Annotated in this window: 18 protein-coding genes; 14 read left to right on the top strand and 4 right to left on the bottom strand. The window is 74.4% G+C overall.

From position 1 onward, the window contains the following. Positions 1 to 49 precede the first annotated feature (49 nt). Positions 50 to 961: a polysaccharide deacetylase family protein gene (locus tag ACFYUY_RS16530; RefSeq protein WP_360209036.1), complete on the top strand. Its 912-nt coding sequence runs from the start codon at positions 50 to 52 to the stop codon at positions 959 to 961. A gap of 29 nt (positions 962 to 990) precedes the next feature. Here the strand turns inward: ACFYUY_RS16530 and ACFYUY_RS16535 are convergent, their stop codons facing one another. Then, the gene (locus ACFYUY_RS16535; RefSeq protein ID WP_387901144.1) at positions 991 to 2157 is read right to left on the bottom strand and encodes a methyltransferase domain-containing protein; all 1167 of its coding nucleotides are present in this window, start codon (positions 2155 to 2157) and stop codon (positions 991 to 993) included. Between the two features lie 429 nt (positions 2158 to 2586). Here ACFYUY_RS16535 and groES point away from each other — a divergent pair, with 429 nt between their 5' ends. The 3 genes from groES to ACFYUY_RS16550 all read left to right on the top strand — a co-directional run bounded on the left by groES (position 2587) and on the right by ACFYUY_RS16550 (position 5827). Beyond that, a complete protein-coding gene (gene groES / locus ACFYUY_RS16540) occupies positions 2587 to 2892 on the top strand; it encodes a co-chaperone GroES (RefSeq protein WP_014136232.1) in 306 nt (101 codons plus the stop codon). A 117-nt stretch (positions 2893 to 3009) separates the two neighbouring features. After that, a complete protein-coding gene (gene groL / locus ACFYUY_RS16545; RefSeq protein ID WP_360209031.1) occupies positions 3010 to 4638 on the top strand; it encodes a chaperonin GroEL in 1629 nt (542 codons plus the stop codon). A gap of 193 nt (positions 4639 to 4831) precedes the next feature. Continuing rightward, complete coding sequence (locus tag ACFYUY_RS16550) at positions 4832 to 5827, top strand: LysR family transcriptional regulator (RefSeq protein ID WP_360209028.1); 996 nt, start codon at positions 4832 to 4834, stop codon at positions 5825 to 5827. 103 nt (positions 5828 to 5930) lie between these two features. Here the strand turns inward: ACFYUY_RS16550 and ACFYUY_RS16555 are convergent, their stop codons facing one another. Then, the gene (locus ACFYUY_RS16555; protein ID WP_360209025.1) at positions 5931 to 6257 is read right to left on the bottom strand and encodes a WhiB family transcriptional regulator; all 327 of its coding nucleotides are present in this window, start codon (positions 6255 to 6257) and stop codon (positions 5931 to 5933) included. 560 nt (positions 6258 to 6817) lie between these two features. Here ACFYUY_RS16555 and ACFYUY_RS16560 point away from each other — a divergent pair. The 4 genes from ACFYUY_RS16560 to ACFYUY_RS16575 all read left to right on the top strand — a co-directional run bounded on the left by ACFYUY_RS16560 (position 6818) and on the right by ACFYUY_RS16575 (position 11525). Beyond that, a complete protein-coding gene (locus ACFYUY_RS16560) occupies positions 6818 to 7429 on the top strand; it encodes a response regulator transcription factor (protein WP_014136228.1) in 612 nt (203 codons plus the stop codon). Positions 7430 to 7767: 338 nt separating this feature from the next. Further along, complete coding sequence (gene shbA, locus ACFYUY_RS16565; RefSeq protein WP_360209022.1) at positions 7768 to 8484, top strand: RNA polymerase sigma factor ShbA; 717 nt, start codon at positions 7768 to 7770, stop codon at positions 8482 to 8484. A gap of 253 nt (positions 8485 to 8737) precedes the next feature. Then, positions 8738 to 10240 (top strand): IMP dehydrogenase, encoded by a 1503-nt coding sequence (gene guaB, locus ACFYUY_RS16570; RefSeq protein ID WP_360209020.1) that lies wholly within the window; start codon positions 8738 to 8740, stop codon positions 10238 to 10240. A 157-nt stretch (positions 10241 to 10397) separates the two neighbouring features. Then, on the top strand, positions 10398 to 11525 hold the full coding sequence (locus tag ACFYUY_RS16575) for a GuaB3 family IMP dehydrogenase-related protein (protein ID WP_360209017.1): 1128 nt from the start codon (positions 10398 to 10400) through the stop codon (positions 11523 to 11525). A 79-nt stretch (positions 11526 to 11604) separates the two neighbouring features. Here the strand turns inward: ACFYUY_RS16575 and ACFYUY_RS16580 are convergent, their stop codons facing one another. Then, positions 11605 to 12168 (bottom strand): hypothetical protein, encoded by a 564-nt coding sequence (locus ACFYUY_RS16580; RefSeq protein WP_387901150.1) that lies wholly within the window; start codon positions 12166 to 12168, stop codon positions 11605 to 11607. A gap of 251 nt (positions 12169 to 12419) precedes the next feature. Here ACFYUY_RS16580 and ACFYUY_RS16585 point away from each other — a divergent pair, with 251 nt between their 5' ends. Next, the gene (locus ACFYUY_RS16585) at positions 12420 to 14432 is read left to right on the top strand and encodes a serine/threonine-protein kinase (RefSeq protein ID WP_387901153.1); all 2013 of its coding nucleotides are present in this window, start codon (positions 12420 to 12422) and stop codon (positions 14430 to 14432) included. A 103-nt stretch (positions 14433 to 14535) separates the two neighbouring features. Here the strand turns inward: ACFYUY_RS16585 and ACFYUY_RS16590 are convergent, their stop codons facing one another. Next, positions 14536 to 15069, bottom strand: a complete 534-nt coding sequence (locus ACFYUY_RS16590; RefSeq protein ID WP_360209010.1) for an SHOCT domain-containing protein — start codon at positions 15067 to 15069, stop codon at positions 14536 to 14538. A gap of 58 nt (positions 15070 to 15127) precedes the next feature. Here ACFYUY_RS16590 and ACFYUY_RS16595 point away from each other — a divergent pair, with 58 nt between their 5' ends. The 5 genes from ACFYUY_RS16595 to ACFYUY_RS16615 all read left to right on the top strand — a co-directional run bounded on the left by ACFYUY_RS16595 (position 15128) and on the right by ACFYUY_RS16615 (position 23812). After that, the gene (locus ACFYUY_RS16595) at positions 15128 to 16252 is read left to right on the top strand and encodes a protein kinase (protein WP_387901157.1); all 1125 of its coding nucleotides are present in this window, start codon (positions 15128 to 15130) and stop codon (positions 16250 to 16252) included. 160 nt (positions 16253 to 16412) lie between these two features. Further along, positions 16413 to 18134: a protein kinase gene (locus ACFYUY_RS16600; protein WP_360209005.1), complete on the top strand. Its 1722-nt coding sequence runs from the start codon at positions 16413 to 16415 to the stop codon at positions 18132 to 18134. A 131-nt stretch (positions 18135 to 18265) separates the two neighbouring features. Next, positions 18266 to 19897, top strand: coding sequence for a succinic semialdehyde dehydrogenase (locus ACFYUY_RS16605; RefSeq protein WP_360209002.1), 1632 nt, complete (start codon positions 18266 to 18268; stop codon positions 19895 to 19897). A 128-nt stretch (positions 19898 to 20025) separates the two neighbouring features. After that, the gene (locus ACFYUY_RS16610) at positions 20026 to 21831 is read left to right on the top strand and encodes a GMC family oxidoreductase (protein ID WP_360209000.1); all 1806 of its coding nucleotides are present in this window, start codon (positions 20026 to 20028) and stop codon (positions 21829 to 21831) included. A gap of 313 nt (positions 21832 to 22144) precedes the next feature. Further along, positions 22145 to 23812, top strand: coding sequence for a hypothetical protein (locus ACFYUY_RS16615; RefSeq protein WP_387901162.1), 1668 nt, complete (start codon positions 22145 to 22147; stop codon positions 23810 to 23812). Positions 23813 to 24780 lie beyond the last annotated feature (968 nt).

Raw genomic sequence — 24780 nt, forward strand, 5'->3', positions numbered from 1 at the left:
ACCGTGCATAGCTGATAAGAAGCTGGACGGATCCGGGGAGCGCGGTGCGGTGAGCAGGGACGGGCGGAGCAGGACCAGGACGTACGCGGTGGGGGCGCTGGCCCTGCTGGCCCTGGCCACCGGATGCGGGGACAACGGCGGCGGCACCGCCGCCGCCCCGGCCCCTGCCGGGACCTCGGCGGGCGTGCCGCAGCCCACCGGCGGCGCCGCGTCGACCGGCCCGGCCGGCACGCCCGCCCCCGCCCCGGCGGCCGGTGACGCGGCGGCCTGGGCGAAGTGGAACCTCAAGCCGCTGGCGCCGGCCCCCGCACCGCCCGCCGACAAGCCCGTCAAGCTCGAACGGACGGGCACCGTACCGGTGTTCAGCGACATCAAGACGAGCGACAAGGTCGTCTTCATCACCATCGACGACGGCGCCGAGAAGGACCCGAAGTTCGTCGAGATGCTGACCGAGCTGAAGGTGCCGATCTCGATGTTCCTGACCAAGGACATCGTCAAGAACGACTACGGCTACTTCAAGCCGCTGCAGGCCCTGGGCAACCACATCCAGAACCACACCGTCAGCCACCCGGTGATGAGCAAGATCCCGCCGGAGAAGCAGAAGTCCGAGATCTGCGACGACCAGGCCGCGCTCACCCAGCAGTACGGCACCGCCCCGCTGCTGTTCCGCCCGCCCTTCGGCGACGGCGCCAACACGCCGACCCTGAACACCTCGGTGCAGCAGTGCGGCCCGCGCGCGATCGTGCTGTGGCGCGAGTCGATGCAGATCCACGACATGCAGTACCAGGCGGCCGACAAGAAGCTGAAGTCCGGTGACATCATCCTGGCGCACTTCCGTGGCCCCAAGGAGCTCAAGGGCGCCACGATGACCCAGATGTTCGCCGACCTGCTGGCCCGGATCCAGGAGCAGGGCTTCTCGGTGGCCCGGCTGGAGGACTACATCCAGCCCCCGGCCTCCTAGGAGCCGTCCGGGAGCCGCCCGGCGGCCCGTCAGGCCGGGTGGCCGAGCATCATCAGCGGGCCGTGGTCGGTGCGGCTGAGGATCACCGTGACGGAGTTCGGGCCCGAGGGCTTGAGCTGGCGGCGCAGCTCCTCCGGGGTGATCGCCATCCCGCGCTTCTTGATCACCACCGTGCCGACCCCGCGCTCGCGCAGCAGCGCCTTCAGCTTCTTGATGTGGAACGGCAGCACGTCGGTGAGCTCGAAGGCGTGCGCGTACGGGGTGGGGACCAGGCGGTCCGAGGTGAGGTAGGCGATCTTCGGGTCGATCAGCCGGCCGCCCACCTGCTCGGCCACCTCGGCCACCAGGTGGGCCCGGATCACCGCGCCGTCCGGCTCGTACAGGTAGCGCCCGACCGGGCCGGCCGGCGGGTCGGGCAGGTCGCCGCCGGTCAGGCTGGCGGCCTGCGGCAGCAGGGTGGCGCGGTGCGGTCGGGAGGCCCCGGTGCCGAACCAGAGCACCGCCTCCTTGACGTCGCCGTGGTCGGAGACCCACTCCGCCTCGGCGTCGGCCGGGACGGCCTCGTGCGGAATGCCCGGGGCGACCTTCAGCGCGCCGATCGGGGTCCGGCGCCCGGCCTCGATCGCCCAGGACAGCGGCGGGGCGTACGCCTCGGGGTCGAACACCCGGCCGCGGGCGGTCCGCCGGGCCGGGTCGGTGAACACCGCGTCGTAGCCGGTCACGTCCATGTCGGCGACGTCCGCGCACTCCACCCGGACCAGGTCGGACAGGCCCAGCGCGGCCGCGTTGGCGGCGGTGGCCGCGCAGGCCGCCGGGTCCCGGTCGACGGCCAGCACCTCGATGCCGGCCCGGGCCAGCGCCAGGACGTCCCCGCCGATGCCGCAGCACAGGTCGGCCAGGCGCCGGACGCCCAGGTCGGCGAAGCGGCGCGCCCGCCACTCGGCCACGCTGCGGCGGGTGGACTGCTCGACGCCGTTGGGCGTGAAGTACATGAGGTCGGCGTCCGCCCCGAACTTCGCCCGCGCCCGCTGCCGCAGCCGGGCCTGTCCGAACGCCGCCGACACCAGCTCCGCCGGGTGCCCCCGCCGCAGCCGGGTGGCCAGCGCCAGCTCCTCCTCGGGCGCGAACTCGCGCAGCTCGGCGAGCAGGGCCTGGCCTTCGGCGGTCAGCAGGGGCTGGAGGTTCTCGGTGTCCACGGGCCCATTCTGACCGGTTCCGGAGGAACCCCGCGGATCCCGGCCGGCCGCGGCGGAGCGGGAGGGCGGGGCGGGCCCGGGCGCCGGCGCCGACCCGGATCCCGGTCGGCGCCCGGCGGTTTCGGACCGGCCGCCGCGGAGCAGGAAGGCGGTGACCGGCACGGCGCCGGGCAGCGGGCCGGGCGACGCCTCCCCGGCCCGGCCGCCCCGGGCGCACACGTGTACGACCACCCGTCCGTTGCCGGGATCCGCGGGCGCGCCGTTGGCACTCTGGTTGACTGAGTGCTAACACGGGCCTATGGTCGTCCTTGGCACTCCCCACTGGGGGAGTGCTAACGCGAAGACGCGTGCCTGACCCCCGCGACGGCAGGCCCGCAGGTTCGCTCCTACCCGTTAGAAACCCCGTAATCTCCGAAGGGGAGCTCGGACGTGACCACCAGCAGCAAGGTTGCCATCAAGCCGCTTGAGGACCGCATCGTGGTCCAGCCGCTCGACGCCGAGACCACCACGGCCTCCGGCCTGGTTATCCCGGACACCGCCAAGGAGAAGCCCCAGGAGGGCGTCGTCCTGGCCGTCGGCCCGGGCCGCTTCGAGGATGGCCAGCGTCTGCCGCTCGACGTCGCCGTCGGTGACATCGTCCTGTACTCGAAGTACGGCGGCACCGAGGTGAAGTACCAGGGCGAGGAGTACCTCGTCCTCTCCGCCCGCGACGTTCTCGCCATCATCGAGAAGTAAGTCGTCCCGACCCGCCCCGGATCCGTGTCACTTCGTGACAGTGGCCCGGGGCGTGGTCGTTGGTTCACGTAATCCGGCGACCGGTGGGCCGGTCGCAGCCCCGAAGGAATAGGGAACATGGCGAAGATCCTGCAGTTCGACGAGGACGCCCGCCGCTCGCTGGAGCGCGGTGTCAACAAGCTGGCCGACACCGTCAAGGTGACCATCGGCCCCAAGGGCCGCAACGTCGTCATCGACAAGAAGTTCGGCGCCCCGACCATCACCAACGACGGTGTCACCATCGCCCGTGAGGTCGAGCTGGACGACCCGTACGAGAACCTCGGCGCGCAGCTCGTCAAGGAGGTCGCCACCAAGACGAACGACGTCGCGGGTGACGGCACCACCACCGCCACCGTGCTGGCCCAGGCCCTGGTCAACGAGGGCCTGCGCAACGTCGCCGCCGGTGCCGGCCCGGCCGCCCTGAAGAAGGGCATCGACAAGGCCGTCGCCGCCGTCTCCGAGCACCTGCTGTCCGTCGCCCGCGAGATCGAGGGCAAGGACGACGTCGCCGCCGTCGCGTCCCTCTCCGCGCAGGACACCCAGGTCGGCGAGCTGATCGCCGAGGCGATCGACAAGGTCGGCAAGGACGGTGTCATCACCGTCGAGGAGTCGAACACCTTCGGCGTGGAGCTGGACTTCACCGAGGGCATGCAGTTCGACAAGGGCTACCTGTCGCCGTACTTCGTCACCGACGCGGAGCGTCAGGAGGCGGTCCTCGAGGACCCGTACATCCTGATCAACCAGGGCAAGATCTCCTCCATCCAGGAGCTGCTGCCGCTGCTGGAGAAGATCCTGCAGGGCGGGGCCTCCAAGCCGCTGCTGATCATCGCCGAGGACGTCGACGGCGAGGCGCTGTCCACCCTCGTGGTGAACAAGATCCGCGGCACCTTCAACGCCGTCGCCGTCAAGGCCCCGGGCTTCGGCGACCGCCGCAAGGCGATCCTCGGCGACCTGGCCACCCTGACCGGCGGCACGGTCATCTCCGAGGAGGTCGGCCTCAAGCTCGACCAGGTCGGCCTGGACGTGCTGGGCACCGCCCGCCGCGTGACCATCACCAAGGACGAGACCACCGTCGTCGACGGCGCCGGTGACGCCGAGGCCGTCGCCGGCCGCGTCGCCCAGATCAAGGGCGAGATCGCCGCGACCGACTCCGACTGGGACCGCGAGAAGCTGCAGGAGCGCCTGGCCAAGCTGGCCGGCGGCGTCTGCGTCATCAAGGTCGGCGCCGCCACCGAGGTGGAGCTGAAGGAGCGCAAGCACCGCCTCGAGGACGCCATCTCGGCGACCCGCGCCGCGGTCGAGGAGGGCATCGTCGCCGGTGGTGGCGCCTCCCTCGTCCACGCCGCCAAGGTGCTGGAGGACGGCCTGGGCCTGTCGGGCGACGAGGCGACCGGTGTCGCGGTCGTCCGCAAGGCGCTGCACGAGCCGCTGCGCTGGATCGCCCAGAACGCCGGCCTCGAGGGCTACGTCATCACCCACAAGGTCGCCGAGCTGGAGACCGGCCACGGCTACAACGCGGCCACCGGCGAGTACGGCGACCTGCTGAAGGCCGGCGTCATCGACCCGGTCAAGGTCACCCGCTCCGCCCTGGAGAACGCCGCCTCGATCGCCTCCCTGCTGCTCACCACCGAGACCCTCGTGGTGGAGAAGAAGGAGGAGGAGGCCGACAACGGTCACTCCCACGGCGGCCACGGCCACTCGCACTGACGCCCGAACCGTCTGACCGGAGGCCCGGCCGCACCCCTCACGGGGCGCGGCCGGGCCTTCCGGCTGTGTTTTCGCCCGCTCGCGGGAGGAGGGCTCGGGGCGGGGCCGTCGGCCGTTGGCCTTCCGGCTGTGTTCCATCCTTCAACTATCAGTAGAATTTTGCGCACAGCAAAGATTGCCTTATAACTGAGGCATGATCGAGGCCCGCCACCTGCGCGTCCTGCGTGCCGTCGCCCGCACCGGCTCCTTCTCCGCCGCCGCCCGCGAGCTGGGGTGCACGCAGCCCGCCATCAGCCAGCAGATGAAGGCCCTGGAGAAGTCGGTGGACACTCCGCTGGTGGTCCGTTCGGGCCGGGGCATGCAGCTCAGCGAGGCCGGGCGGGTGCTGCTCAAGCACGCCACCGGGATCCTGGCCGGGCTCTCCGCGGCCGAGGAGGAGGTGGCCGCGATCGCCGGGCTGCGGGCCGGGCGGGTGCGGCTGGTCTCGTTCCCGACCGCGAGTTCCACCCTGGTGCCGCCCGCTGTCGCCCGGCTGCGGGACGGCCATCCGGGGGTGCGCGTGTCGCTGGTCGAGGCGGAGCCGCCGGAGTCGCTGGCGATGCTGCGCGGCGGTGAGTGCGAGATCGCGCTGGCCTTCCGGTACCCGCAGTCGAACGGTGCCGCGGCGCTGCCGGCGCCCGCCCACGGGACGCCGCGCGAGGCGCGGGCCGAGGCCAACCTGGAGGCGCAGCAGCTGAGCGCCGGCACCGACTGGTCCGATCTGGTGGTCACCCCGCTGCTCGACGACCCGCTGGTGGGGCTGCTGCCCGCCGCGCACCCGCTGGCGGGCCGCGGCGGGCCGGTGGGGCTGGCCGAGCTGGCGGAGGAGCAGTGGATCGCGGGCTGCCCGCAGTGCCGGGGGCACCTGGTGGAGCTGTGCGCGGGGGCGGGCTTCGAGCCGCGGATCGACTTCGCGACCGACGACTACCCGGCGGTGGTCGGCCTGGTGGCGGCCGGGCTGGGGGTGGCGGTGCTGCCCCGGCTGGCACTGGAGTCGGTGCGCCCCGACGGGGTGTCGACGGTGCCGGTGCGGACGGCCGCGGGGGCGCCGGCGGTGCGGCAGGTGGTCGCGCTGACCCTGCCGGACCTGGCCGAGGTGCCGGCCGTGGCGTTGATGCTGGAGCGCCTGGCGGGGGCGGCCGGCCGCTGAGGCCCGGCGGCCCCGCGGCGGCCCCGGGTGCCCCGGGAGCGGGGTGGAGCAGCCTGAGGCGCCGCGAAGAAACGTTTCTTCACGGCAGGCCGTCGAGGCGGGGCTAGCGCTGCGCGATGGCCGGCGGGGTCAGCGGGACCTCGACCAGCCGGTGCCGGGAGCGGCCCAGCATCTCCTCGCGCTCGTCCTCGGTCATCCCGCCCCAGACGCCGTACGGCTCGCGGACGGCGAGCGCGTGCGCCGCGCACTCGGTGATCACCGGGCAGCGCATGCAGACCTCCTTGGCGCTGGCCTCGCGCGAACTCCGCGCGGCCCCGCGTTCGCCCTCGGGGTGGAAGAAGAGCGAGCTGTCCACGCCACGGCAGGCTGCGGAGAGCTGCCAGTCCCACAGGTCCGCGTTGGGGCCGGGGAGGCGGGAGAAATCTGCCATGGCTCATTCCCTTCAGAGGCTCGCCCCCCGTGGGCCGGCGCTCGGCCGGCTGCTGCCGGGTGCGCGGCGGGGCGTCGATGCACTGGTGTGGACACCTGGAAATATGACTTACGGCAACTCCATGGACAAGTCACCCACAGAGTGGCACAACAGTCAATGACCATACGAAAGCTATAAAAACGGGCAAAGTGGGCAATGACTTCGACGGGCGCGGACGTGGCAATCGGGTGGCCGACGGGCGCGCGAGGCTCCGCACCGGTGTGCGGGTCGTACGCCCACCGCGCGCGAGCTGCGCAAAAGTGCGGCGTGTGCACCGCGATGCGGCTGATCGGTAATGAGTTGGCCACGTACAGTGGTGGAGATGGCCCTGAAGGCCGTAACTCATTCGAGTGACGGTCGTTGGAAGTGCGGAGGCGGTTAGCGGGCGCCGGACGTCGGGAACGATCGCGGGGAAGTTGAGGCGATCAGCACGGACTCTGTCGCCGATCGGCCGTGTCGGAGAGGTTCGTACCAGCCAGGAGGCTCAACGTGACGCGGATCAGCTGCGGAGGACGACGGTCATGACTTCCGTTCTCGTTTGCGACGATTCCCCGCTCGCCCGCGAGGCGCTTCGCCGCGCCGTCGCGACCGTACCCGGGGTGGACCGGGTCACCACCGCGACGAACGGGGAGGAGGTCCTCCGCCGCTGGGTGGCCGACCGCTCCGATCTCGTCCTGATGGACGTCCGGATGCCCGGCCTCGGCGGGGTCGAGACGGTCCGGCGGCTGCTGTCCGCCGATCCGGGCGCGCGGATCATCATGCTCACCGTCGCCGAGGACCTCGACGGCGTCGCGCTCGCGGTCGCCGCGGGCGCCCGCGGGTACCTGCACAAGGACGCCTCGCGCGCCGAGCTGCGGGCCACCGTCACCCAGGCGCTCGCCGACCCGACCTGGCGCCTCGCGCCGCGCCGGCTGCGCAGCCCCGACATGGGTGCCGCCCCCACCCTGACGGCGCGTGAGATCCAGGTGCTGGAGGGCATGAGCCACGGGCGCAGCAACGCCGAGATCGGCCGCGAGCTCTTCCTGTCCGAGGACACCGTCAAGACCCACGCCCGGCGGCTGTTCAAGAAGCTCGGGGCCTCCGACCGCGCGCACGCGGTGGCGCTGGGCTTCCGCTGGGGCCTGGTCCGCTGACCACCGCCGGCGCCGCCGGGTGCGGCGCGCCGCCGGTGGCTCCCGGGGCGGACGCCGTACGGGCGTGTGACGTTACGGTCCCGAGGTTGCACCATGGAGGAGTGGAGCACCTCGGGGACCAGCGGACAGGCACTGCGGCGAACCACGCAGCCGCAGGACACTCGGCGGACGGCGCGACGGACGGGACCGCCGACCTCGGCGGGGCGGGAGGCGGCACGGTGCAGGAGGGGCCGGTGGTGCGCGGCGGCACGCCGTACGGCGCCGCAGCGCATAACGTTCCGGTGCACAACTCCGGACGCGGTGCCGCGTTTTCCCGATCGACCAGGCACCATGGACCGATGCGCGACGACGTCGCCGGCGCGGCCGGCCAGGCGGACCCGGTGGAGGCCGAGCCCTCCGCCCCGGGTGGCGGTCCGTCGTACGCCGACCCGGGCGGTCCGGGCTCGGACCCGGGCCCCGACCGGCCCCCGGTGCTCGGCACGGGGAGTTCGCCGCTGGTGGGCGAGCTCGTCGCGGCCGCCGTTCGCGGTGAGGGCCCGGCCATCGACGCCCTGCTCGCCTACGTCCACCCGCTCGCGCTGCGCTACTGCCGCGGCCGGCTCGTCCGGCTGCCGGGCGGGGCCCGGCACCACGTGGACGACGTCGCGCAGGAGGTCTGCGTCGCGGTCCTGTGCGCGCTGCCCCGCTACAAGGACCAGGGGAGGCCGTTCGAGGCCTTCGTCTACGGCATCGCCGCGCACAAGATCGCCGATCTGCAGCGGGCCGCGATGCGCGGGCCCGGCTCGACCGTGATGCCGCAGGACGACCTGCCGGAGGTGCCGGACGAGGCGCTCGGCCCGGAGGAGCAGGCGCTGCTGAGCAGCGACGCGGCCTGGGCCAAGGAGCTGCTCTCCAACCTGCCGGCCCGTCAGCGCGAGCTGGTGCTGCTGCGGGTGGCCGCCGGGCTGTCGGCGGAGGAGACCGGCGAGGTGCTGGGGATGTCGCCCGGCGCCGTCCGGGTGGCGCAGCACCGCGCGCTCAGCAGGCTGCGGGCGCTCGCGGAGGAGTCCTCCTGAGCCGTCGGGCCCGCCGGAATGGGACGGCGGCGCCTGGTGTTGTCAAGGGCACACGAGGACACATTCCCGGTGCCAGTACCATGGGGTATCGGCGCCTGGGCGGGTTGCCAAAGTTTCGCGGGTGAGTGTGCGGTTCTCCTGGAGGTTCCTCCAAAACCACCCGGCTTTCGGCGGTCTGCGCGAGTGAGCGATGAACGCGCCCCCACCCTCAGGGCGTGAGCGGATTAGGCCGGCCACGGAAGGTACCCCCGAAATGTCTTACAACGCCGCAGGCGTACCCGAGAAGTTCGCCATGCTCGGGCTCACGTTCGACGACGTCCTGCTGCTGCCCGGGGCCTCCGCGGTGCTGCCGAACGAGGTGGACACCTCCTCGCGGATCTCCCGGAACGTCCGCGTCAACATCCCGCTGCTCTCCGCGGCGATGGACAAGGTCACCGAGGCCCGGATGGCCATCGCGATGGCCCGCCAGGGCGGCGTCGGCGTGCTGCACCGCAACCTGTCCGTCGAGGACCAGGCCAACCAGGTCGACCTGGTGAAGCGCTCCGAGTCCGGCATGGTCACCGACCCGATCACCGTCGGCCCGGACACCACGCTGGCCGAGGCCGACGCGCTGTGCGCCAAGTTCCGCATCTCCGGCGTGCCGATCGCCGACGAGGCCGGCAAGCTGCTCGGCATCGTCACCAACCGCGACATGGCCTTCGAGTCGGACCGCACCCGCCAGGTCCGCGAGATCATGACCCCGATGCCGCTGATCACCGGCAAGGTCGGCATCTCCGGCGAGGACGCGATGGCGCTGCTGCGCCGCCACAAGATCGAGAAGCTGCCGCTGGTCGACGACGAGGGCCGGATCAAGGGCCTGATCACCGTCAAGGACTTCGTCAAGGCCGAGAAGTACCCGAACGCCGCCAAGGACGCCGAGGGCCGTCTGCTGGTCGGTGCCGCCGTGGGCGCCAGCGCCGAGGCGTTCGACCGGGCCCAGGCCCTGGTCGAGGCGGGCGTGGACTTCCTCGTGGTGGACACCTCGCACGGGCACAGCCACAACGCGCTGGCCTGGATCGAGAAGATCAAGTCGGCCGTCGGCGTCGACGTGGTCGGCGGCAACGTCGCCACCCGGGACGGCGCCCAGGCGCTGATCGACGCCGGCGTGGACGGCGTCAAGGTCGGCGTCGGCCCCGGCTCCATCTGCACCACCCGCGTGGTCGCCGGCATCGGCGTCCCGCAGATCACCGCCATCTACGAGGCCGCGGTGGCCTGCCGGGCGGCCGGCGTGCCGGTCATCGGCGACGGCGGCCTGCAGTACTCCGGCGACATCGGCAAGGCCCTGGCCGCCGGTGCCGACACCGTGATGCTGGGCTCGCTGCTGGCCGGCTGCGAGGAGTCCCCGGGCGAGCTGCTGTTCATCAACGGCAAGCAGTTCAAGTCCTACCGCGGCATGGGCTCGCTGGGCGCCATGCAGTCCCGCGGCCAGGGCCGCTCGTACTCCAAGGACCGCTACTTCCAGGCCGAGGTGGCCTCGGACGACAAGCTCGTCCCCGAGGGCATCGAGGGCCAGGTGCAGTACCGCGGCCCGCTGTCGGCCGTGCTGCACCAGCTGGTCGGCGGCCTGCGCCAGACCATGGGCTACGTCGGCGCCGCCACCATCGCCGAGATGGAGAGCAAGGGCCGGTTCGTCCGGATCACCTCGGCGGGCCTCAAGGAGAGCCACCCGCACGACATCCAGATGACCGTCGAGGCGCCGAACTACTCGGCGCGCTGAGCCGCTGGACCGCTGAGAACCGGAGGGCCCGCCGTACGGCGGGCCCTCCGGCCTGTCCGGGGTCCGGGCCCTCGGGGCGCGGGCACCCCCGGTGCGGGATACTGGGTGCGGCCGGGGTGACCCGGCGGGCATGAGCAACAAACCAGAAGGGCTCGAAGTGACTGAGATCGAGATCGGGCGAGGCAAGCGCGGCCGACGGGCGTACTCCTTCGACGACATCGCCGTCGTCCCCAGCCGCCGTACCCGGGACCCGAAGGAGGTCTCGATCGCCTGGCAGATCGACGCCTACCGCTTCGAGCTGCCGTTCCTGGCCGCCCCCATGGACAGCGTGGTCTCGCCGCAGCAGGCCATCGCCATCGGCCGCCTCGGTGGTCTCGGCGTGCTGAACCTGGAAGGCCTCTGGACCCGCTACGAGGACCCGCAGCCGCTGCTCGACGAGATCGCCACGATCACCGACGAGGCCGCTGCGACCCGCCGCCTGCAGGAGATCTACTCCGCGCCGATCCGCGCCGAGCTGATCAAGCAGCGGATCCAGGAGGTCCGCGACTCCGGCGTGGTCACCGCCGCCGCCCTCTCGCCGCAGCGCACCGCCGAGTTCTCCAAGGCCGTCGTGGACGCCGGCGTCGACGTCTTCGTCATCCGCGGCACCACCGTCTCGGCCGAGCACGTCTCCAGCGGCGCCGAGCCGCTCAACCTCAAGCAGTTCATCTACGAGCTGGACGTCCCGGTGATCGTCGGCGGCTGCGCCACCTACACCGCGGCCCTGCACCTGATGCGCACCGGCGCGGCCGGCGTGCTGGTCGGCTTCGGCGGCGGCGCCGCCCACACCACCCGCAACGTGCTCGGCATCCAGGTGCCGATGGCCACCGCCGTCGCCGACGTGGCCGCGGCCCGCCGCGACTACATGGACGAGTCCGGCGGCCGCTACGTACACGTGATCGCGGACGGCGGCGTCGGCTACAGCGGCGACATCCCGAAGGCCGTCGCCTGCGGCGCCGACGCGGTGATGATCGGTGCCGCGCTGGCCCGGGCCACCGACGCGCCCGGCAAGGGCTTCCACTGGGGCATGGAGGCCGTCCACGAGGAGCTGCCGCGCGGCAAGCGCGTCGACCTCGGCACGGTCGGCACCACCGAGGAGATCCTGACCGGCCCCTCGCACACCCCCGACGGCACCATGAACCTGTTCGGCGCGCTGCGCCGCGCGATGGCCACCACCGGCTACACCGAGCTCAAGGAGTTCCAGCGGGTCGAGGTGACCGTCAACCCGGCGCTCCACCACCGCTGAGCACCGCCCCCGGTCCGCTCCCGGGCCCCCGCCGGCACGCCGGCGGGGGCTCCGGCGCGTCCGGGGCCCCGACCCGTGGTCAGCCCCGGTTGACGGTGCGGCGGGTGAGCAGGAAGCCGCCGACCACCGCGATGCCGTAGAAGGCCAGGTCGAGGGTGCGCAGTTCGGCGCGCCAGTGCGCCAGCGCCTCGTGCGGCAGCCCGCGCGGGCCCGGGCCGGCCGCGTGCACCCGGCGGAGCTGGACCGTCAGCTGGCCGATCAGCAGCGAACCGGCCGAGAGCAGCGACCCGAGCAGCGGAAGCACCCGGCTGCGGCCGCCGAGCAGGCCCAGCGGCAGGGAGACCAGGGCGGCGAGCGCGATGGCCAGCCAGCCGAGGCTGTCCGCGGCCCGCAGCGGCGCGCAGCCGTAGGCCAGACCGCCGATCAGCCCGGCGAGGACGGCCAGGGCGACCGCCAGGGCGGTGCGGCGGCGCGGGCGGGCGTGCCGGACCCGGGGGGCCGGGTCGTATCCGGCCACCGGCGCACCGGGCATCCCGGGCGCGACGTAGCCCTCCGGGGCCTCCATGGCCGGCGCGACCGAGTAGTGCTGGGCGGTGCGCGGCCGTCCCGACTGGCCGTCAGCGCCCGGAGCGGGTGCGGTCATGGACGTCGGATCCCCCCGGGAAGACTACGAGCTGCCGAACGGTAGCAGTGTCTCGAACAGATCTTGGCGAGTTTTCGATCACAGATCGGGCACGGAGCGCCGCACCGCTTCCGCTATGTCCCGGCTTGGGACGGGGGCCGGGTGGTCGCGGGCCCCGGGGACAGGGGATGATGGAGGCTTCGGCGTTCGGCCTGAGGCGGGCCGACACGCCGTCACCACGACCGCCAGCAGCACATGGGGGAACGTTCCGAATGACCCAGGCGCAGGGTTCCACCGGCCGCCTCCTGGCCGGCCGCTACCGGCTGAACGGCGTGCTCGGGCGCGGTGGCATGGGCACCGTCTGGCGCGCCGAGGACGAGATGCTGGGCAGGACCGTCGCGGTCAAGGAACTGCGGATGAACGCCAGCGTCGACGAGGAGGAGAAGCACCGGCTGATCGTCCGGACGCTGCGCGAGGCCAAGGCGACCGCCCGGATCCGGCACAACTCCGCCGTCACCGTCTTCGACGTGGTGGAGGAGGACGACCGGCCGTGGATCGTCATGGAGCTGGTCGAGTCCCGCTCGCTGGCCGACGTCATCCGCGAGGACGGGCCGCTCGAGCCCGCCCGCGCCGCCGAGATCGCGCTCGACGTGCTGGGCGTGCTGAGCGCCGCCCACGCGCTCGGCATCCTGCACCGCGACGTCAAGCCGTCCAACGTGCTGATCGGCGAGGACGGCCGGGTCGTGCTCACCGACTTCGGCATCGCCAGCGTCGAGGGCGACGCCTCCGTGACCTCCACCGGCATGCTCGTCGGCGCGCCCTCGTACATATCCCCCGAGCGGGCCCGCGGGCAGAAGCCCGGCCCGCCGGCCGACCTGTGGTCGCTGGGCGGAACGCTCTACGCGATGCTGGAGGGCCGCCCGCCGTACGACCGGGGTTCGGCCCTGGCCACCCTGACCGCGGTGATGACCGAGGAGCTGGCGGCCCCCGTCAACGCCGGGGCGCTGCGGCCGGTGATCGAGGGCCTGCTGGCCAAGGACCCGGCCGAGCGGCTGGACGCCTCGCAGACCCGGTCGATGCTGAAGCGGGTGGTCGCCGAGGCCACCGCGAAGGCCGAGTCGACCACCGAGCACGCGGTGCCCGTCACGGCGCCGGCGGAGGAGCCGGCCGCCGCGGCCGCGGAGCCCGAGCGGGCCGAGGAGCCCGCGGTGAAGGCCGAGGAGGTCCGCAAGCGGCCCGTCGGCGGGCTGCTGGGGACCGTCCGGGTCGGCAGCCGGGCCAAGGAGGAGAAGCCCGCGGCGGTCCTGCCGGCGCCCGTCGCCGAGCCGGCCGCGGAACCCGCGCCGACGCCCGCCGCGCCGCCCGCCGCGCCGCCGGAGACCGAGCCGATCCGGCCGGTGACCAGCGAGTGGACCCTGGGCGCGACCCAGGCGGCCGGCGCCGACCCGCGCAACGGCCGGCGGCGGCTGGCCGTCGTCACGGTGGTGCTGGTGCTGCTGCTGATCGCCGGGGTGATCGCGGTGGTCCAGGCCGTCGGCGGCGGCAAGGGCGAGTCCGCGCACGGCGCGGGCGCCACCTCGCCGGTCGTGGCCACCACGTCGGACGGGCCGGGCACCGGCGCGTCCGGCACCGGGACGGCGCCCGCCGAACCCGCGCCGGCCGGCGGCACCCAGGCCCCGGGCAGCCCCGCCCCCGGCACTCCGGCGCCCGGTACGCCGGCCGGGGAGACGTCGCCGCCCGCCACGGGCGCCACGGGCGCCGCGCCGGCCACCACGCCGCCGGCCGCCACCGCGGCGTCGACGCCCACCCCGACCCCCACGCCGACCCCGTCCGGGGCCGCCGTGCCGGCCGGTTACCACGAGTACAAGGACTCGACCGGCTTCTCGGTCGTCCTGCCGGACTGGCTGCAGCCGGCCGGCTCGGACGGCGTCCGCCGGATCTTCAAGGGCAACGGCAGCACCCTGACCATCGAGTGGACCACCACCCCCGGCCCCAGCGCCGTCGCGGACTGGCAGGAATCCGAGCCGGGGCTGCGCGGCAAGGTCACCAACTACCAGCGGGTCAACCTGGCGGCGATCACCTACCGGCAGTGGACCAACGCCGCGGACTGGGAGTGGATCAGCGGCTCGCCGCGGACCCACTCGCTCAACCGCGGCTTCGTGACCGGGAACCCGGCCAAGTACGGGTACGCCATCTACTGGATCACCCCGGACGCGGACTGGGCCGCGCCGGCCAACGCCCAGGCCCGGGACACGGCCTTCGCCACCTTCCAGCCGCCGCCGTAGCCGGATCCGGCCGCCGCCGCCCGCCGCGTCGGCACCGGCAGGCCGGCGGCAGGGCCTAGGGTTCGTCTTCGGAGCCCCGCAGCCGCGGGTGTGACGACACGCGCTAGCCGATGAGGCGGGCCTTGGCCCGGGTGAACTCCTCGTCGGTGAGCGCCCCGGAGCGGTGCAGGGCGGCCAACCGTTCCAGCTGGTCGACGAGTTGCCCGCCGGCGTCGGCCTCCGCCGGGACCGGCGCGGAGGCCGCGGCCGGTACGGTGCGGGCGCGCCCGGCGGCCGCCCGGAGCTGCTCGGCGAAGACGTCGGCCTTCACCACGTCCTCGAAGCGGTGCGAGCCGGTCAGCGCGACCACCGTGAGCACGTCGCCGTTCAGCTTCGTCCGGGCCACGGTCGCGTCGGTGACCGCCGAAAGCGGAACCGGGACCGGCGGTTTGCCGTCCTTGAGGAAGAGCAGCCGGTGCGTGGTGAGGACGAGCACGCCCTTGCGGAAGTGGTCGGGATGGCGCCCGGCCGTGGAGGCGACCGGGTTCTCGCCGCCGATGACCGCCGCCTCGACCGTCCGTACGGCATCGGCCCGGTCGGCTCGGTCGCTATTGCCCGCCACCGTGAAGGCGGTGTCGATCAGATCGGTCCAGTCCATGGCTCCGAGCCTAGGGCGTGTCGCTCAGTAGGCTGACCGGTGAGCGAGAGGAACTGGCATGCGAGGCGGTCCCGGACAGTTGCTGGGCGGGCGGTACCGGCTGACGGACCGTCCGCGACCCCTGCGTGCGGTGGCGGTGGACGAGCGGACCGGGGAGTCGGTGCTGCTGCGCGGCCTCGAACTGCCCGCGCTGCTGACCGCCGGTCAGGACCCCGAGGACGAGGTGCCCGAGCAGGCCGACCGGCTGGTGCGCCGGGTGGCGGCGGTCGGGTCGGCCGCGCCGACCCGGCACCCGCGGCTGCTGCGCGGGGTCGGCGCGTTCGTCGAGGGCGACCTGCTGTGGACGGTCGAGGAACGCCCGGCCGGCCTCTCCCTGGCCGAGCTCCTCACCGCCGGACCCGTGCCGCCGTACCGCGCGGCCGAACTCGCCGCGGACCTGGCCGGCGCGCTGCGGGCCCTGCACGAGGCCGGGCTCGTCCACGGGAACCTGACCGCCGACGCGGTGCTGGTCTGCGAGGACGGCGCGGCGATGCTCGGCGGGCTGCTGTCCGGGGTGGCGGAGGAGGCGCTGGCCGAGGACCTCGGCGGCCCCGGCGGCCGCCGCCGGTACGAGGTGCGGGCCGCCCTGGTCGGCCCGGTGGCCGAGCGCTGGCCGTTGGACGGCGGCCCGGCGGGCGACTGCTGGGCGCTCGGCGTGCTGGTGCAACGGATGGTCGGCGGCCGCTCGCCGTTCCCGGACGGCAGCGTCCCCGAGCTGGTCACGGCCGTCCGGGACGGGCGGCGCGCGCCGGTGGACGTCTGCGGACCGCTGGCGCCGGTGGCCGAGCGGCTGCTGCAGCCCGATCCGGCGCTGAGACCGACCGCGGAGGGCGTCCGGTCGGACCTGGCGGTGCTGCTGGCGGGCGCGCCGGAGCCGGTCGACGAGGAGTCGGCCGCGCGGGCGGTGGTGCTGCGACCGGAGGGGCCGCTGGTCCCGCTGCGGCCGCGCCGCCGCGGGCGGGGCACGGCCGGCGCGCCGGCCGCCCCCGTCGCAGGGGCGGCGGACGGCGACGGGGGCACCGCGCGGGCGGGGCGGTCGAAGCCGCCGCGGATACCCCCGGCCCTGCTGGGGCCGTTGCTGGTGGGGGGCGTTTTCCTGGTGCTGGTGCTGGGGGTCGCCGCGGTGGTGCTGTTCGCAGGCTGACGGCCCGGGAGCGTCCGGCCGCGTCGTTCCGGCGGGTGGGCGTGATTACCGGGGGCGGCACGGTACGCCTAGGGTGTGCGTGGGATTTGTTCGAACAGTGGTCTGCACCAGGCCCTCCGTCGCGGTGACGGCAGGCGGATGTGAGGGGGAGCGGTCGCCGATGGGCGTGCAGGACCGGCCGGATGCGGCCGACGCGGAGCGGCTGCTGGCCGGGCGGTACGAGCTGGGCGACCGGCTCGGCCGGGGCGGGATGGGCACCGTCTGGCGGGCCTGGGACCGGATGCTGGACCGCGAGGTCGCGGTCAAGGAGCTGACCGTCAACCACCTGCCCGAGGAGGACCTGCAGATCCTGCACGCCCGGATGAAGCGGGAGGCCAGCGCGGCCGCCCGGATCAAGCACCCCGGCGTGATCACCGTGCACGACGTGCTGGAGCAGGACGGCCGGCCGTGGATCGTGATGGAGCTGGTCGACGGCCGTTCGCTGGCCGACGTGATCAGCCAGGACGGCACCCTGCCGCCGCGCGCCGCCGCCGAGGTCGGCAGCCAGGTGCTCGCCGCGCTGCACCGAGGCCACCAGCTCGGCGTGCTGCACCGGGACGTCAAGCCGGCCAACGTGCTGCTGGAGCGGGGCACCGGGCGGGTGGTGCTGCTGGACTTCGGCATCGCCAAGTACGAGGGCTCGACCGAGCTGACCCGGCCGGGTGACCTGGTCGGCTCGCCGGACTACCTGGCGCCCGAGCGGGCCCAGGGCGAGCGGCCCGGCCCGGCCTCCGACCTGTGGGGCCTCGGGGCGACGCTGTACGCGGCGGTCGAGGGCCAGTCGCCGTTCCGCCGGGACTCGCCGATCACCACCCTGGCGGCCGTGGTCGACGAGCCGCTGCCGGAGTCGCTCCGGGCCGGGCCGCTGGGGCCGGTGCTGGCCGCGCTGATGGCCAAGGACCCGGCGGACCGCCCGAGTGCGGACGAGGCGGCCCGGATGCTCGCCGAGGTGCAGGCCGGGCACACGATCGGCCTGAAGTCGGTGGCGTCGGTGCGCACCCCCACCCAGTCGGTGCCGGTGGTGGACCGCAGCGAGCGGACGGCCCCCGAGGCTGGCGCCGAGGAGGGCACGCTGGGGAAGGACGGCGAGGAGCCGACCGAACCGCGCGGGCCGGCCGTCCTGCCGGAGGCGGTGGGGAGCGCGGCCCTCGGCACGCCGGCGCAGACCACCGGCGTCACGCCGGTGGCACACCCCGTCGCGCCCGCGCGCGGCCCGGCCAGGCGCCGCAACCTGCTGAGGGTCGCCGCCGTCGCCCTCGCCGTCGGCCTGGTGGCCGCCGGCGCGACCTTCTTCGCCACCCGGCAGGAGCCCGGCACGCCGACCGCCGACCCCACCGCGACCACCAGCCCCACGCCGACCGGCGACGCCAGCCCCGAACCGGCGGCGCCCAGCGGCTACCACTGGGTCGACGACCCGGCCGGCTTCCGCTTCCCGCTGCCCTCGGGCAATCCGGTGTGGCAGCGCACCGCCACGACCGACAACCAGATCTACTACAGCCCCGACAACAAGGTGCACTACCTGCAGTTCGCCGTCACCGTCGGGCAGTCGGTCAAGCCGCTGGACCACATGCGGCAGATGGAGACCTCCGTCTCCAGGACGCTGAAGGACTACAAGCAGCACAAGATGACCGGCGTCGCGGTGAACGGCCACGAGGCGGCCGTGTGGGAGTTCAGCTACGCCGCCAAGGAGGGCGGCCGGCGCCGGGCGGTCGAGGCCGAGTTCATCGACGACGACGGCACCAGCTACGCGATCTACTCCTCCAGCCCGGAGCGGGGCAACGAGTGGAACGAGGCCGAACAGCGGTTCAACGCGGTGCTCCACTACTTCACGCCGACCCGCTGAGGCCCGCTGAGGCCCGCTGAGGCCGGCTGAGGCCCGCCGCGATCCGCCGGGGCCGGCCTGCGGGCGGGCGGCGGCAGATTCTTGTTACCGACGGGTACCGATCCGGCCCCCGAACGCCTAGGCTGCGCCGTATGTCGGACCTCACAGCAGACGCAGTGGCCACCGAACACTCCGCGACCGGGAACCCGCCCGCCCCCGGCGGTGGCCGGACCGTCGCCGCGGCCGTCCCGCCGTCCCTGGTCGCCCGGCTGGCCGCCGGGGTCACCGCCACCGGCGAGCCCAGCCTGGTGGACACCGTCGCCCCGCTGACCGGTGAGCGGCTGGCCAGCCTGCCGCAGTCCACCCCGGCCGACGTCGAGGTCGCCTTCCAGCTGGCCCGCCGCGCGCAGACGGCCTGGGCCGCCCTGCCGGTGCGCCGCCGCGCGGCCGTCCTGCTGCGCTTCCACGACCTGCTGCTGCGGCGGCAGGACGAGGTGCTGGACCTCGTCCAGGCGGAGACCGGCAAGGCCCGGCTGCACGCCTTCGAGGAGGTGCTGGCCGTCGCCATGGCCGCCCGGTACTACGGGCGGACGGCGCACGCCCACCTGCGGGACAAGCGGCGGGGTGGTGCCCTGCCGGTGCTCACCCACGCCGTCGAGGCCCGTCGCCCCAAGGGCGTGATCGGCCACATCTCGCCCTGGAACTACCCGCTGGAGCTGTCCGTCGGCGACGCCCTGCCCGCCTTCGTGGCCGGCAACGCGGTGGTCAACAAGCCGGACACGCAGACCGCGCTCACCGCGCTGTGGGCCCGGGAGCTGCTCGTCGAGGCCGGGCTGCCGGCCGACCTCTGGCAGGTCGTGATCGGCGACGGGCCGGTGATCGGCCCCGCCGTCGTGGAGCACGCCGACTACGTCTCGTTCACCGGCTCCACCCGCACCGGCCGCGACGTCGCCCAGCGCGCCGCCGCCCGCCTGGTCGGCGCCTCGCTCGAGCTCGGCGGCAAGAACGCCATGCTGGTGCTCGCCGACGCCGACCTCGACCGGGCCGCCGCCGGCGCCGTCCGGGCCTGCTTCTCCTCCGCCGGGCAGCTGTGCATCTCGATCGAGCGGCTGCTGGTGCACCGGTCGGTGGCCGACGGGTTCCTGGAGCGCTTCGCCGCCCGCACCCGGGCGCTGCGCCTTGGCGGCGGCCTCGCGTACGGCGCGGACATGGGCTCGCTGGTCTCGGTCCGCCAGTTGGAGACCACCACCCGGCACGTCGAGGAGGCCGTCAAGGCGGGCGCCACCGTGCTGGCCGGCGGCCGCGCCCGGCCCGACCTCGGCCCCTTCTTCTTCGAGCCGACCATCCTCGACGGCGTGACCCCCGAGATGGCGGTCTGCGGTGAGGAGACCTTCGGCCCGGTCGTCTCCGTCTACCGCTTCGACACCGACGACGAGGCGGTGGCCGCGGCCAACTCCACGCCGTACGGGCTGAACTCCAGCGTCTGGAGCGGGGACCAGCGGCGCGGCCGGGCGGTCGCGGCCCGGTTGCGGACCGGCACGGTCAACGTCAACGAGGCCTACGCGGCGGCGTACGGCTCGGTCGCCTCGCCGATGGGAGGCATGGGGGACTCCGGGCTCGGCCGCAGGCACGGGGCCGAGGGCCTGCTGCGGTTCACCGAGGCGCAGACCATCGCGACCCAGCGGCTGATGCCGATCGCGCCCTCGTTCGGCCTGGACGACCGGCAGTTCGCCGCGGTGATGACCGGCGGGCTGCGGGCGTTGAAGGCGCTGCGGTTCAAGTAGCCGCCGGCTCCGCGGTCCGACCGGCCGCGGGCGCCGCGGTGCGGGCGGGCGGCCCCGCCGTCATGGGTTCGGGGGTGCGGCTCGTCCGCGCCCGTGGTCAGGTTCGTGTCCCGAAGGAGCAGTGGCAGATGGTGGAGTCCGGCGGTGCGGCGGAGTTCGACTACGACGTGGTCGTGGTCGGGTCCGGGTTCGGCGGCTCGGTCGCCGCGTTGCGGCTGACCGAGAAGGGCTACCGGGTCGCCGTCCTGGAGGCGGGGCGGCGCTTCGAGCGGGACGAGCTGCCCAGGAACTCCTGGGACCTGTCGAACTACCTGTGGGCGCCGCAGCTCGGCCTCTACGGAATCCAGCGGATCCACCTGCTGGCCAACGTGCTCATCCTGGCCGGCGCCGGAGTCGGCGGCGGCTCGCTGAACTACGCGAACACCCTGTACGTGCCGCCGAAGGCCTTCTTCGAGGACCGCCAGTGGAGCCACATCACCGACTGGCAGCAGGAGCTGGCGCCGTTCTACGACCAGGCGCAGCGGATGCTCGGGGTCCGGCTCAACCCGACCGTCACCCCCTCGGACGTCCACCTCAGGGCGGCCGCCGAGGAGATGGGCGTCGGCGACACCTTCCACATGGCACCGGTCGGCGTCTTCTTCGGTGACGGCGAGGACGCCGGGGGCGCGGCCAAGGCGGCGCCCGGTGACGAGGTCGCCGACCCGTACTTCGGCGGTGCCGGGCCGGCCCGCAAGGCCTGCGTCGAGTGCGGCGAGTGCATGACCGGCTGCCGGCACGGGGCCAAGAACATGCTCACCGAGAACTACCTCCACCTGGCCGAGCGCGGCGGCGCCGAGATCCACCCGCTGACCACGGTGGCCCGGATCCGCGCGCTGGGCGGCGAGGACGGGTCCGGCGGCTACGCGGTGGACGTGCGCCGCACGGACTCGCGCTCCCGCACCGACCGGGTGAAGGCGGGTGCGCGGACCATCACCGCCGCCCGGGTGGTGGTGGCGGCCGGCACGTACGGCACCCAGTCGCTGCTGCACCGGATGCGCGACGCCGGGCACCTGCCCCGGATCTCGAGCCGGCTCGGCGAGCTGACCCGCACCAATTCCGAGGCGCTGGTGGGCGCGCAGACCACCGACCGGCGCTACGGCGCCCGGGCGGACTTCACCAAGGGCGTGGCGATCACCTCGTCGATCCACCCGGACGCCAACACCCACATCGAGCCGGTCCGGTACGGCAAGGGCTCGAACGCGATGGGCGCGCTGTCGATCGCCCAGGTCAAGGGCGGCGGTCGGGGCCCGCGCTGGCTGCGCTACCTGGGGAACTCGGCGCTGCACCCGGTGACCTTCGCCCGCTCGATGAACCAGCGCCGCTGGTCCGAGAAGACGATCATCGGGCTGGTGATGCAGTCGCTGGACAACTCGATCACCGTCTCGCTGAAGAAGGACCTGCTCGGCAAGAGCCGGCTCACCTCCACCCAGGGCCACGGCGCCCCCAACCCGACCTGGATCCCCGCCGCCGAGCAGGGCGCGCAGGCGCTGGCCGCACAGATCAACGGCTTCGCGGGCAGCACCGTGGGCGAGATCTTCGACATCCCGATGACCGCCCACTTCCTCGGCGGCTGCCCGATCGGCGACGCCCCCGAGACCGGCGTGGTCGACCCGTACCACCGGCTGTACGGCTACCCCGGGATCAGCGTGGTGGACGGCTCGGCCGTCTCCGCCAACCTCGGGGTGAACCCCTCGCTGACCATCACCGCGCAGGCCGAGCGCGCCATGTCGATGTGGCCCAACAAGGGCGAGACGGACCGCCGCCCCGCCCAGGGCGAGGCCTACCTGCGGGTCACCCCGGTGGCGCCGACCCGGCCGGCCGTCCCGGAAGGGGCGTTCGGCGCGCTGCGGCTGCCGCTGCTGCCCGTCCCGGAGGTCCCGAAGAAGCAGGCCTGAGCACGCCGGACGGGCCAACCGGCAGGCCCGGGTACCCGGTTGACATCCGTTCGGATCCGATGGGATAAACGGGCTTTCTGGGCGACCAGGAACTCGTCGAGCGGGGGGAAACCGGCCCATGGCCAACTGCGCAGCGTGCGGCGCGGCATCGGTGGAGGGGGCGCCCGCGTGCGCCTCGTGCGGGCGGCCGGCGGCACCGCCGCCCCCGCCACCCGCGGTGCCCCCGGCGGCGGCCACGCCTCCCGCCGGGCCGCCTCCCGCCGGGCCGCCGGCCGCGCCCCCGGGGGTGCCGCCCGCGACGCCGCCCCGGCAGGTGTACGGACCGCCGCCCGCCGGGCCGGGGTACCCGCCCCCGCCGCCCGGCCCGCAGCCGGGCTACCCGCCGCCTGCCGGCCCGCCCACCGGCCCGCCCACGCTGGCCGGTTGGGGCGCCGGTCGGCCGTACGACCCGAGGGCCGGTCAGTCGGCCGCGCTGCGCGGACTGCTCGGCGCGGACTGGCGCCCGGCACTCGTGGCGGCCGTCGCGCCGACCCTGGTGCTGCTCCTGGCGGCTCTGGTCGCGGCCGTCCCGAGCGACTACCAGTACGCCTTCCTGTTCCGGGCGCCCGAGTTCGGCGAGCGCTACGGCGCCGCCCTGGCGATGGCGCTGAACGCGCTCGGCGCGCCGTTCCAGGTGGGCTACCACACCACGTTCACGCGCGGCGACGCCGGAGGGACGGACCTCCTGCTCCGGGTCGTCCCGATGACGGTCACGGTGCTGTGGGCGGTGGCGCTCTGGCTCGGCCTGCGGGCCGGGGCCCGGCGCCGCCGGTCCGCCGGGATCCAGCTGACCAAGGGCCAGGCGGCCGGCGAGGCGCTGCGCACCGCGGTGGTCCTGTCGGCCGTGACGGCGCTGCTCGGGCTCCTCGGCGGGACGAGCTGGCAGCCGGAGCGCGGTGGTGCCGGCTACCCCGGCGGCATCGTCGGCCGTGCTCTCGGGGCGACGTACACCATGGACTCCGGCTGGCCGGAGGCGGTCGGCTGGACCGCGCTGCTGGCTGGCCTGCTGGCCTTCGCCGTCCACGGCACCGACGCGCTGCGCTGGGCCGCCTGGCGAAGCCGGGCGGTGCGCGGCTGGGCGGTGGCCGCGCTGACCGCCGGCCAGGCGCTGGCCCTGACCCTGGGGCTGGCCTCGCTGACCGGATTCGTGCTGGTCGCCGCGAACAGCGACAAGGGCTGGCAGACCGCGGTCTCGCTGGCCTTCCTGCCGAACCTGGGCCTGGGCCTGCTCGGCCTCGGCTCGGGGGCGACGCTGCGGTTCTTCAACGGGGTGGACGGCGTCTCCTCCGGCGGCGGTGACTACGGCGACTACGGGGGCAGCCCGGACCGGACGGAGCTGTCCTTCTTCGACCTGCCCGCCCAGAGCGCCGACTGGCGCTGGACCGGCCTGCTGGCGCTCGCCGCCGCCGGGATCCTCGGCTGGTCGGCGTACCGGCGGCAGCTGGACGCGGCCGACCGGCTCCGGCTGGCGGGCGTGTACGCCGTGCTGCTCGTCGCGCTGTCGGCGGCGGCCGGCGCGCTGACGACGACCACCTCCTCCTCCGCGACCGGGGGCTGGGGCACCGCCGGCCGGCAGCTGGACACGACCCGGGAGACTTCGGTCGGTCTGGTGTTCGTGAGCGTGCTGCTGGCGAGCCTGGTCTGGGCGGCCGTGGGCGCGCTGCTGGTGCCGCCGCTGCTGGCGGCCGTCCGCGGCCGGGGCGCGGCGGCCCGGTACGGGGCCGGACCGCTCGAGGGTGCTCCGCATGAGGGCGCTCCGCACGAGGGCGCGCCGTTCGCCGGTGCCTCGCCGGGGGTGCCGCACCAGGCCGCGCAGCCGTCCGCCCCCGCGGCGGAGGTGCGCGAGGTGATCGGCTCGTCCGACGCCCCGCCGGCCGGCCACGCCCCGCCGGCGGCGGCCGGTGAGTCGGTCGACCCGAGCGTCTGGCGCAAGCAGGACTGAGCCCCGCCGGGGCGACCTGCCGCCGGGCCCACCCGGACGGTCGGGGTGGGCCCGGCGGCCCGGACAGGGCAAAGGGCCCCGCGGGGGAACGGGGCCCTTTGTCGTTCAGCACGCGGCGTCAGGGCTGCGCCGGTGCTGGGTGGACGGCGCCGGGGGAGGAGCGCCATCCGGTCGGTCGGCTCGGGGGTGCGCCGCCGCGGCCCGGCGTGGGTGACCGGTCGTGCGGGGCGCACGAGTGCCCGGGGCGGCGGGTCGGCGCAGGTCTGCGCCGGACCTTCGCTCACGGAGCGTGAGATCTCCTCCGGGGTTGCCGCAGCGCGCGGCGACCCCGGTCGGCCCTCCGCGGTGCGCCTTCCGGCGGCCGGGAGAACCTCTTCCACGCAGCATCGTGCTGGACGAAGGGCTTGCTCTGCAACCGATTCGGCACAGTTGGGTGCAATCCACAAAGTGCGGGTACCGACCTGCGGACGCCGTGCCGGCCGGTTCCGCGGCTCCGGTCGGAGTGACGGCACCAGGCCGTCGATGATCACGGTGTGTAGTGGTGTGGGCGTTGCGGCGCACGGGGACGCGCGTAGCGGCGTGGGACGGCGGGGGTTGTGCGCCCGGGTGTGTCCGGCTCGCGCCGGGGGTGCGACGGCCGGCCCCGGGCGTCCCCGGGCCCGGCCGTCCCACCTCTCGGTCCAGTCGCGGCCGGGGTCGCTGTCCCCTGCTGTCCGGCCGCGGCACCCGCGCACGGTCCCACGGCGCCGCGCTCCCGGCGGGGCCGGGGCGGTGGCGCCACGCGCGCCGGTGGACTGGGATGAAGCTCCACGCGTGGTCCTGCAGCCCGTACGGCGGCGCCCCTGGCCGGGGCGAAGGCGGCGCGCCTGGCGGGCGCGGCGCGGTCGTACGGTCGTCAGAAGCAACGAAGCGCGGCCCCGCCCGGTCACGGTTCTTTGGACGGGCAGACGAGTGAAACCGGACAGCCC

The organism is Kitasatospora sp. NPDC004745, from assembly GCF_042873275.1.
Taxonomy (GTDB): Bacteria; Actinomycetota; Actinomycetes; order Streptomycetales; family Streptomycetaceae; genus Kitasatospora.